Source organism: Micromonospora sp. NPDC049580 (assembly GCF_040675595.1).
In the GTDB taxonomy this organism is placed as follows: domain Bacteria; phylum Actinomycetota; class Actinomycetes; order Mycobacteriales; family Micromonosporaceae; genus Micromonospora.
Window position 1 is genome coordinate 1 of the sequence record NZ_JBFAPG010000232.1, and the last position, 9,331, is coordinate 9,331.

At 70.1% G+C, this 9,331-nt stretch carries 10 protein-coding genes; 4 read left to right on the forward strand and 6 right to left on the reverse strand.

Features of this window, described 5'->3' with window-relative positions; translation table 11 throughout:
- Nucleotides 1–43: 43 nt before the first annotated feature.
- The 4 genes from AB0J68_RS18910 to AB0J68_RS18925 all read right to left on the reverse strand — a co-directional run bounded on the left by AB0J68_RS18910 (nucleotide 44) and on the right by AB0J68_RS18925 (nucleotide 4,333).
- Nucleotides 44–1,675 carry a cytochrome b N-terminal domain-containing protein gene (locus tag AB0J68_RS18910; RefSeq protein WP_355134949.1) on the reverse strand — a complete coding sequence of 544 codons (1,632 nt, stop codon included), beginning with the start codon at nucleotides 1,673–1,675 and terminating at the stop codon, nucleotides 44–46.
- Nucleotides 1,672–2,760 (reverse strand): Rieske 2Fe-2S domain-containing protein, encoded by a 1,089-nt coding sequence (locus tag AB0J68_RS18915; RefSeq protein ID WP_354861557.1) that lies wholly within the window; start codon nucleotides 2,758–2,760, stop codon nucleotides 1,672–1,674. Before AB0J68_RS18915 ends, AB0J68_RS18910 begins: the two co-directional genes overlap by 4 nt.
- 64 nt (nucleotides 2,761–2,824) lie before the next feature.
- On the reverse strand, nucleotides 2,825–3,661 hold the full coding sequence (locus tag AB0J68_RS18920) for a cytochrome c (RefSeq protein WP_354861559.1): 837 nt from the start codon (nucleotides 3,659–3,661) through the stop codon (nucleotides 2,825–2,827).
- Between the two features lie 72 nt (nucleotides 3,662–3,733).
- Nucleotides 3,734–4,333: a heme-copper oxidase subunit III gene (locus AB0J68_RS18925; protein ID WP_354861560.1), complete on the reverse strand. Its 600-nt coding sequence runs from the start codon at nucleotides 4,331–4,333 to the stop codon at nucleotides 3,734–3,736.
- Between the two features lie 108 nt (nucleotides 4,334–4,441).
- Here AB0J68_RS18925 and AB0J68_RS18930 point away from each other — a divergent pair, with 108 nt between their 5' ends.
- From AB0J68_RS18930 to AB0J68_RS18945, 4 genes are all read left to right on the forward strand, one after another.
- Nucleotides 4,442–5,431, forward strand: a complete 990-nt coding sequence (locus AB0J68_RS18930) for a cytochrome c oxidase assembly protein (RefSeq protein ID WP_354861561.1) — start codon at nucleotides 4,442–4,444, stop codon at nucleotides 5,429–5,431.
- Between the two features lie 105 nt (nucleotides 5,432–5,536).
- Complete coding sequence (locus AB0J68_RS18935) at nucleotides 5,537–5,935, forward strand: hypothetical protein (protein ID WP_354861563.1); 399 nt, start codon at nucleotides 5,537–5,539, stop codon at nucleotides 5,933–5,935.
- An 89-nt stretch (nucleotides 5,936–6,024) separates the two neighbouring features.
- Nucleotides 6,025–7,071 (forward strand): anthranilate phosphoribosyltransferase, encoded by a 1,047-nt coding sequence (trpD, locus tag AB0J68_RS18940; RefSeq protein ID WP_354861565.1) that lies wholly within the window; start codon nucleotides 6,025–6,027, stop codon nucleotides 7,069–7,071.
- Between the two features lie 261 nt (nucleotides 7,072–7,332).
- Nucleotides 7,333–7,539: a hypothetical protein gene (locus AB0J68_RS18945; protein ID WP_354861566.1), complete on the forward strand. Its 207-nt coding sequence runs from the start codon at nucleotides 7,333–7,335 to the stop codon at nucleotides 7,537–7,539.
- A 135-nt stretch (nucleotides 7,540–7,674) separates the two neighbouring features.
- Here AB0J68_RS18945 and AB0J68_RS18950 read toward each other — a convergent pair whose 3' ends face one another.
- The gene (locus AB0J68_RS18950; protein WP_354861567.1) at nucleotides 7,675–8,100 is read right to left on the reverse strand and encodes a cytochrome c oxidase subunit 4; all 426 of its coding nucleotides are present in this window, start codon (nucleotides 8,098–8,100) and stop codon (nucleotides 7,675–7,677) included.
- A 9-nt stretch (nucleotides 8,101–8,109) separates the two neighbouring features.
- Entirely contained in the window at nucleotides 8,110–9,081 is a 972-nt protein-coding gene (coxB, locus tag AB0J68_RS18955; RefSeq protein ID WP_354861569.1) for a cytochrome c oxidase subunit II, read from the reverse strand.
- Between the last annotated feature and the right edge of the window lie 250 nt (nucleotides 9,082–9,331).

Genomic DNA, 9,331 nt, shown 5'->3' on the forward strand with positions numbered 1-9,331 from the left:
GCCGGAAGTCCGGCGGGCGCCACGTGACGGTGCTGTCGGGAGGTCAGTGGCGGCTCTCGCCGCTGCCGATCTCCGCGCGCTCGGGCCGGGACTCGACCGGCGGGTGACCCGGCGAGACCGGCGCCTCGACCGGCTTCTCGATCGGGTAGAAGAAGCCCCGGACCGCCGGGCCGAGGGCCCCGAGCCGGTTCATCTTCTTCGGCACCACCCAGCCGACGTAGTCCAGCTCACCGTGGCCGTCCGCGTGCCCGTTCGCCGCGCTGAGCGGCTGGTGCACCTCGACGAACCGGCCGTCCGGCAGGCGCCGGATGATGCCGGTCTCCACGCCGTGCGCGAGCACCTCCCGGTCGTGCTGCTGCAGACCCAGGCAGAGCCGGTAGGTGACGTAGTACGCCAGCGGCGGGACCACCAGCAGGCCGACCCGGCCCGCCCAGGTCATCGCGTTCAGGCTGATCTGGAACTTGTCGGCGATCACGTCGTTGGCGCCCGAGAGCGTCAAGACGACGTAGAAGGAGACGGCCATGGCGCCGACGGCCGTACGGGCCGGAACGTCGCGGGGCCGCTGAAGCAGGTTGTGGCTCTTGCGGTCCTTGAGGTGCCGGGCCTCCAGGAACGGGTACATCGTCGACAGGCCGACCAGGATGCCGGGCAGCACGACCGTCGGCCAGAACAGCGGCGGGATGACGTAGTGGTCGCCGATCGGGATGTTGATTTCCCAGGCCGGCATGAGTCGGGTCGAGCCGTCGAGGAACATGACGTACCAGTCGGGCTGGCTGGCGGCCGAGACCACCCAGGCCTCGTACGGGCCGAACAGCCAGATCGGGTTGATCTGGAACAGACCGCCCAGCAGCGCGATGACGCCGAAGACGACCATGAAGAAGCCGCCCTGCTTCAGCGCGTAGCGGGGGAACATCCGCTCGCCGACCACGTTGCCGTTGGTCCGGCCGGGGCCGGGCCACTGGGTGTGCTTCTGCTTGAAGACCAGGCCCAGGTGGGCGCTGATCAGCGCGAGCAGCAGACCCGGGATCAGCAGGACGTGGGCGATGAAGAACCGGCTGATGATGATCGTGCCGGGGAACTCGCCACCGAAGATCGACGACGTGAGCCAGGAGCCGATCACCGGGATGGACAGCATGATCGCCGAGGCGATCCGCAGGCCGGTGCCGGACAGACCGTCGTCCGGCAGCGAGTAGCCGGTGAAGCCGGCCAGGAAGCCGACCCAGAACAGCAGCGAGCCGATGATCCAGTTGGTCTCGCGCGGCTTGCGGAATGCGCCGGTGAAGAACACCCGCAGCATGTGCACGACGATCGCGGCCATGAACAGCAGCGCCGCCCAGTGGTGCATCTGCCGCATCACCAGGCCGCCGCGGACGTCGAACGACAGGTCCAGGCTGGAGGCGTACGCGGCGGACATCGGCGTGCCCTGCAACGGCGCGTAACTGCCGTCGTAGACCACCTCGGTCATCGCCGGCTCGTAGAAGAAGGTGAGGAACACACCGGTCAGGAGCAGCACGACGAACGAGAACAGCGCGATCTCGCCCAGCAGGAACGACCAGTGGTCCGGGAAGACCTTGTTCAGCAGCCGACGGAGCGGGGTGGCCACCTGGAAGCGGTCGTCCACCCCCACCGCGGCCTTGCCCGGCGTGGCTGCCAGGTCAAACTTTCGACGCTTCATGGCCGCTCCCAGAAATCAGGCCCGACGGTCTCGGTGTAGTCGGACTTCGCCACGAAGAAGCCCTCGGAGTCCACCTCGATCGGCAGCTGCGGCAGCCGCCGGCTGGCGGGGCCGAAGACGGGCCGGGCGTTGTCGGTGATCAGGAACTGGGACTGGTGGCACGGGCAGAGCAGCCGGTTGGTCTGCTGCTCGAACAGGCTCGCGGGGCAGCCGGCGTGCGTGCAGATCTTGGAGAACGCCGCGTAGTTGCCCCACATGTAGTCGCCGTGGCCGACCCGCTCGTTGGCCCGGCGTGACTCCTGCGCGTCCGAGTCACGCAGGTGGATCAGCAGCGTCGGCGAGTCGGCGTGCCGGTTGCTCACACCGTGCTCGATGCCCGGGAAGACCGTCAGCTGACCACCGGTGCTGATGTCCGCCGGGCGAACCGGGCGGCCGTCCTCGCGGACGAGGCGGATCCGCTCGCCGCCCTCGGCGGTGGCGAACCCGGTGGTGAACATCTGGTTGTTCTTGTGCGGCTGCGAGATCAGACCGCCGACCAGCGGCGCCGCCGCGACCGCGGCGACCGGCGCGAGACCGGCCAGCAGCGAGATGCCGAGCAGGGGACGACGCTTCACACCCAGCTCGTCGGCCATGTAGAGCATGGTCTGGCCGGTGATGGTGCGACCGTCGGCGTCCACCGCGCCCTCGTGCCGGTCCTGGATCGAGACCTCCTTGGGCAGCAACTTCTTGCCCCAGGTCAGGATGCCGAAGCCGACGGCGAGCAGCGCGATGCCGAGGGTGGCGCCCAGCAGCGGGGTGTAGAACTTGTCGCCGCCGCGGCCCGGCGCGTACTGCCACGGCCACCAGATGTAGATGGCCAGGAACGCGGTCGCCGCCAGGCCGGTGATCAGGAAGAAGCCGGCCACCACCCGGGTCAGCCGACGCTCGGCCTTCGTGCCGGGCAGCACCTGCGGCTCGTAGTGCACGATCTCGATGTCGTCCCGACGCGCGCCCTCACGGACGATGTCGAACCGGGTCAGCCGGGGGTCGTTCACGTCGAGCGGCTCCTGGCCCTGCGGGGCCTGGTGCTCGGTGTGCGTGCTCATGCCGTCACCTCGCTACGGGTGGCGCCGAGCGGCACCACGGCACTGAATCTGAAGATCCGCTCGGTCACGACTTACCCGCAATCCACAGGCTAGCGAACACGAGCGCCACAATGCCAACCAGGAAGATCGCCAGGCCCTCGGTGGACGGCCCGTACCGACCGAGGTTGAACCCGCCCGGGTCCTGGTCGGTCTTCAGCGTCTCCTGGATGTAGGCGATGATGTCGGCCTTCTGCTCCGGCGTGATCTGGTTGTCACCGAACACCGGCATGTTCTGCGGGCCGCTCAGCATCGCCGCGTAGATCTGCCGGTCGGTCGCCGGGTGCAGGCTCGGGGCGAACTTGCCGGACGAGAGCGCGCCACCGCCACCGCCGAAGGCGTGGCACTGCGAGCAGTTGATCCGGAAGAGCTCCCCGCCGGCCGCGACGTTGCCGTTCTCGCGGAGGTCGTCACCCTCCGGCACGATCGGGCCGCCACCCAGTTCCTGGATGTACTGGCCGAGCTGACGGGTCTGCTCGTCGGTGAAGACCGGCGGCTTGCGGTGCGCCTGGGCCTCCTGGCGGGCCAGCGGCATACGGCCCGAGCTGACCTGGAACTCGACCGAGGCCGCGCCGACGCCGATCAGGCTCGGCCCGCGGCCCTCGACGCCCTGGGCGTTGCGTCCGTGGCAGGTCACACAGCTAACGTCGAACAGCGCCTTGCCCTCGGCCGCGGCGCCGGTCAGCGGCGGATTGTCCTGCGCCTGGGCACCGGGGGCGAAGACGGTGTAGGCGCCGCCGGCGAGCATCAGCGCGGCGAACAGCCGGACCGCGGCGCCCAGCCGGCGGCGGCCCCTGCTGCGCGCGGCGGGCCGCCCGCGCAACCGCGCGAGCAGGCCGCGTCGGCGGTCGTTGTCAGAAGTCATGAGCTGTGTCCTTAACCGGTTGGACCTTGTCTCAGGGGACGGAGCAGCGGCGCGGTTCGTGACGCGCCAAGATCACTGAAGCCAGTAGATCATGGCGTACAGGCCGATCCACACGACGTCGACGAAGTGCCAGTAGTACGACACGACGATCGCCGAGGTCGCCTGCGCCGGGGTGAACCGGCCCATGGTCGTGCGGACCATGAAGATGATGAAGGCGATCAGACCGCCGGTCACGTGCAGGCCGTGGAAGCCGGTCGTCAGGTAGAACATCGAGCCGTAGCCGTCAACGTTGATCTTGACGCCGTCCGCCACCAGGTGGCGGTACTCGTTCACCTGGCCGAGCACGAAGATCAGGCCCATCACGAAGGTGACGGTGAACCAGCGGCGCAGCGCGTGCACGTCACCCTTCTCCGCCGCGAAGACGCCGAGCTGGCAGGTCACCGAGGACAGCACGAGGATCACCGTGAAGGTGGTCGCGTACGGGATGTTCAGCGACTCGGTGTGCTTCTCCCACTGCTCCGGCGCAGCCGCGCGGATCGAGAAGTACATCGCGAAGAGCGCCGCGAAGAACATGAGTTCGCTGGAGAGCCACACGATCGTCCCGACGCTGACCATGTTGGGTCGCGTCAAAGAGTGGATCCGGCTCTTGTCAATGGCTGGGGCCGCAGTCACGCCGTCATTATTGCCCCTGACCGGGGCCGGCGATCAGCGGGGTGGCAAACCTGCGCCTTCCGTGGCCCGGGCGTCAGGGTCCGGTTCGCCTGGCCTAGCCTGAAAAGCGTGCTGCACGTCGATCCGATCCTCGCCGCCACCTCGGCCGTCCCGGCCGATGTGCTCGCGGCCACTCCGGCTGGCCCGTCGGTGCTCGCCGCCGGGGCCGAGGCGACCCCGCCACCGTTCACCGTCGGCGCGGTGCTGACCGAGACCCGGTTGGACAGCTGGCTGGCCCTCGGCCTGGTGCTCGCCGCCGGCCTCTACCTCTACGGGGTGCACCGGCTGCGCGTCCGCGGGGACCGCTGGCCGATCGCCCGTACGGTGTTCTTCCTCGGCCCCGGCCTCGGCGGTATCGCGCTGGTCACGGTCAGCGGGCTGCACGCCTACGACACCGCGCTGCTGTCGGTGCACATGGTCCAGCACATGGTGCTCTCCATGGTGTCGCCGATCTTCCTGGCGCTGGGCGCACCGATGACGCTGGCCCTGCGGACCCTGCCCGTCGGGCCGCGCAAGCGCCTCCTGGCGATCGTGCACAGCCGCGTCGCCCGGGTCTACAGCTTCCCGCTGGTGGCGTTCGCCATCTTCGTGGTCAACCCGTTCGCGCTGTACTTCAGCGACCTGTACCGCTTCACCCTGGAACACGCCTGGGCACACGAGCTGGTGCACGCGCACTTCATCATGACCGGCTGCGTGTTCTTCTGGCCGCTGCTCGGCCTCGACCCGCTCCCGGGCCGCTGGCCGTACCCGGCGCGGGCCCTGCTGATGCTGCTCTCCGTGCCGTTCCACACCGTGCTCGGGCTCACCATCATGCAGAGCACCACCCTGTTCGGCGGCGACTGGTACCCGTCGCTCAACCTGAGCTGGTCCGACCCCAAGGCCGACCAGGTGGTCGCCGGCGGCATCCTCTGGGCCGGCGGTGAGTTCGTCAGTGTGACCATGCTCGCGGTGCTGGTCGTGCAGTGGGTGAAGCAGTCCGAGCGGGAGGCCCGCCGGGTGGACCGCGAGCTGGACCGCCAGGAGGCCCGCGAGCGCGCCGCCGACGCCGCGACGACCTGAGCTGCGCAGACGGTACGCCAGCGGCCGAGCGTCGGGCGGGATGTCGGCTACGTCACGTCGACCGGTACGATCGGCGGGCAGCTACGAGGTGGGAGCCTGTCAGCCATGAGCGATCGTCTGTGCACCGTCCTGCTCTACAGCGACGACCCGCAGGTCCGTGACCGGATGCGGCTCGCTGTCGGCACCCGGCCCGCGCCCGGGCTGCAGATCGAGTTCGTCGACGCGTCGACGTACGCCGAGACCATCCGGCTGGTCGACGACTACGAGATCGACCTGCTGGTGCTCGACGGTGAGGCGAGCCCCGGCGGCGGCATCGGCATCGCCCGCCAGATCAAGGACGATCGGGACGACGCCGCCCCGCCCACCTGCCTGGTGATCGCCCGCGCCGCGGACCGATGGCTGGCCGCGTACGCCGAGGTCGACGCGACGCTTGTGCACCCGCTCGACCCGGTGACCACCGGCAGCACGGTGGCCGAGCTGCTGCGGACGCACGCACCCGCCTGACGTCCCCCGCTCTCCGGCACCGACACGGCGCCGGACCAGCCGGCGCCGATTCCAGCCCACCCGCACTTCGTACGCTCGGGAGGCCCGCCATGGGCGATCGGACCTGGCCGCACCTGCTCAACTCGCTGCTGCGCGGCGAGGAGCTGTCCACCGCCGACACCGCCTGGGCCATGGGCGAGATCATGGCCGGCTCGGCGGGCGCCGCGCAGGTCGCCGGCTTCGCGGTGGCGCTACGGGCCAAGGGCGAGACCTCGGCCGAGTTGGCCGGCTTGGTGGAGACCATGCTGAGCCGGGCCGTCCCGGTCGACCTTCCCGACGACCTGCGCTCGACCGCTCTGGACGTGGTGGGCACCGGCGGTGACCTCGCCCACACGGTCAACATCTCCACCATGGCCGCGCTGGTCGTGGCGGGCGCCGGCGTCCGGGTGGTCAAGCACGGCAACCGGGCCGCGTCGTCCTCCTGCGGCACCGCCGACCTGCTGGAGTTCCTCGGTGTCCCGCTCGACCTCGACCCGGACGCCATCGTGCGCTGCGTCACCGAGGCCGGCATCGGGTTCTGCTTCGCCGCCCGGTTCCACCCGGGGATGCGGCACACCGGGCCGGTCCGCCGGGAGCTGGGCGTGCCCACCGTGTTCAACTTCCTCGGCCCGCTGACCAACCCGGCCCGCCCCCGCGCCGGCGCCGTCGGCTGCTTCGACGCACGGATGGCGTCGGTGATGGCCGGCGTGTTCGCCGCCCGGGGCGACTCGGTGCTGGTGATGCGGGGCGAGGACGGGCTGGACGAGTTCACCACCGCCGCGCCGACCCGGGTGTGGGCGGCGCAGGGCGGCACCGTACGCGAGGCCGTGCTGGACGCGACCGACCTGGGTGTCCCCCGGTCCACCCTCGGCGACCTGCGCGGCGGTGACGCCGCGTACAACGCCGGCGTGGCTCGTCGCCTGCTGGCCGGTGAGACCGGCCCGGTCCGCGACGCGGTGCTGGTCAACGCGGCGGCGGCGCTCGCGACCCAGGGTCCGCTGGACGGCGACCTGACCGAGGCGCTGCGCGCCGGCCTGGACCGCGCCGCCGACTCCATCGACTCGGGCGCTGCGGCGGCCACTCTGGACCGCTGGATCGAGACCGCCACCACCGCCTGATCCCCGGCCCGGGAGGCGCGTGCTGCGTGATCGACCCGGGTTCCTGGAATCGGGGTGTTCGGCCGGCCCGGATACCCCGACTTCACTGATGTCGGGTGGATCACGTCCGGTGACGTCGGGGCCTGCGGAACGGCGCCCGACCGGCGGGCGCGGGGATTTGTCGGACCCGCGTGGGAAACTACAGGCGAGTAGTTCTCCGCTTCCGTTGTGCGTCGCTGTCGCATTTCGGGGGCGGTTCGCCTGGAGTGAGAGGAGACGCCCGTGTCGCACCGCGATCTCTACTGCGATGTCTGCGAGGGCGTGGCACCGTTCGAGGCGCCGCCCTGCGTCGACGGCCACGGCAGCGACTGTCCCGAGCTGATCTGCACCGGTTGCGGCGCGGCCGTGGTGATCGCCACATTCGCCGCCCCCGTCACCCGGCTGGCCGATCGCCGACGTCGCCAGCCCACCCGCCGCCACGCCGCCTGACCCGCACCGCCCCGATCGGCTCCACAATGCCGACGTGACGGCATCCCGGTGCGCCACGACGAAGGCCCGCTCCCCCGACGGGGTGCGGGCCTTCTCGGTGGTACGGGGTCGGTCGCGCCGCGGCGACCGGGTGGATCAGTGCTCGGCGGTGCGCCGGGTGCCGGTGTAGTACTCGAACAGCAGGCCGCAGGCGGCGAAGATGACCGCCAACAGGCCGGCGCCGATCAGCCAGAACTGCCAGAACACCATGCCCAGCGCGGCGGTCGCGGCGGCCAGCGCCAGACCGAACGGCCAGTAGCTGCCCGGGCTGAAGAAGCCGACCTCGCCGGCGCCGTCGGAGATCTCAGCGTCCGGCCGGTCCTCCGGGCGCAGATCGATACGGCGGGAGACGAACCAGAAGAAGCCGCCGCACATCGAGCAGAGCAGGAACGACAGCAGCAGGGCGACGGTGCCCACCCACTCGATGTTGCCGGACTCACCGTGCGTCCAGGCGCCGTAGAGGACGGTTGCGCCGAAGAGGAACAGGGCGATGATCAGGAAGATACGCCACTCGGTCTTCATGCGGCTGCCTCAGCTTCCCGTGCCGGCCGGAGCGTCGTCCGGGTTGAAGTTGCTCTGCGTCCGTCGGGTGTCGAACGGCTGCGTGGTCTCCGCGTACGGCTGCTCGCCGATCGCGGCCAGCGCGTCCTGAGTCGACTTGCCACTCTGCTTGGCCGCGAGGAACTGGTCGTACTTCTCCGGCGAGACCACCCGCAGCTCGAAGTTCATGAACGCGTGGTAGCTGCCGCACAGCTCGGCGCAACGGCCGACGTACGCGCCCTCGGCATCCAGGCTGGAGACCTCGAAGACGTTGCGGATCTTGCCCGGCATGACATCCCGCTTGAACAGCAGCTCCGGCACCCAGAAGGAGTGGATGACGTCGCGGCTGGTCTCCTCGAACCGGATGGACCGGTTGGTCGGCAGCACGAGCACCGGGATGACCTCACTGGTGCCGAGCGTCGACGCGGTGGTGCGGGCCTCAGTGCCCTGACCGTCGCGGTAGTTGAACTGCCAGTTCCACTTGAAGGCGACGACCTCGACCGTGACGTCCGGGTTCTTCGACAGCTTGTCGACGTCGGTCTGCACGATCGCCGTGTAGTAGAAGAGCACGGAGACGATCAGGATCGGCGCGATGGTGTAGAGGAACTCCATCGGCAGGTTGTAACGGGTCTGCACCGGCAGCGCGTTGCCGCGCTTGCGGTAGCGCACGACACACCAGAAGATCAGGCCCCACACGAAGACGCCGACCGCGAGCGCGGCGACGCAGGAGGCGATCCACAGGTCGTACATCCGGTGCGACTCGGCCGAGATGCCGCCCTGCGGCCAACCGAAGCCGCCGAACGTCTGACCCACGTCACAGCCCGTGAGCAGAACCAGCAGAGCCACGCCCCCGAGACCGAGCCCGGCCAGCCGACCAGCACCGCGTCCCCGGCGTCCACCGACCCCTGGGGCAGCACCGTGCCGTACGGCCGACGGCCGTACCTCCGAACTCCTTGCGACCACCTGGTCCTGCCTCCCTAGCGCGCCGCGGTGCGTCTTTCCTCAGCACCGGCGGCAAAGGCGTCACCGACGGTCGCAGATTACTCGACCATGACGGACTCGGCCGTGGTGGGGTCACTGTCCGCCCCCATCGGGGGGATCCTGGGCATACCGTCGCGATAGCGTACTGATCCGTGAGCGCCTCCTCGGTCTACCTGGACGCGGCGACCGCCGCGCCGCTGCATCCGGTCGCCCGGCAGGCGCTGCTGGCCGC

Bases quoted from the DNA above. Each gene is read 5' to 3' on its own strand.
- AB0J68_RS18910 (WP_355134949.1), bottom strand. From the start codon at position 1,675: ATGAAGCGTCGAAAGTTTGACCTGGCAGCCACGCCGGGCAAGGCCGCG.
- AB0J68_RS18915 (WP_354861557.1), bottom strand. From the start codon at position 2,760: ATGAGCACGCACACCGAGCACCAGGCCCCGCAGGGCCAGGAGCCGCTC.
- AB0J68_RS18920 (WP_354861559.1), bottom strand. From the start codon at position 3,661: ATGACTTCTGACAACGACCGCCGACGCGGCCTGCTCGCGCGGTTGCGC.
- AB0J68_RS18935 (WP_354861563.1), top strand. From the start codon at position 5,537: ATGAGCGATCGTCTGTGCACCGTCCTGCTCTACAGCGACGACCCGCAG.
- trpD (WP_354861565.1), top strand. From the start codon at position 6,025: ATGGGCGATCGGACCTGGCCGCACCTGCTCAACTCGCTGCTGCGCGGC.
- AB0J68_RS18950 (WP_354861567.1), bottom strand. From the start codon at position 8,100: ATGAAGACCGAGTGGCGTATCTTCCTGATCATCGCCCTGTTCCTCTTC.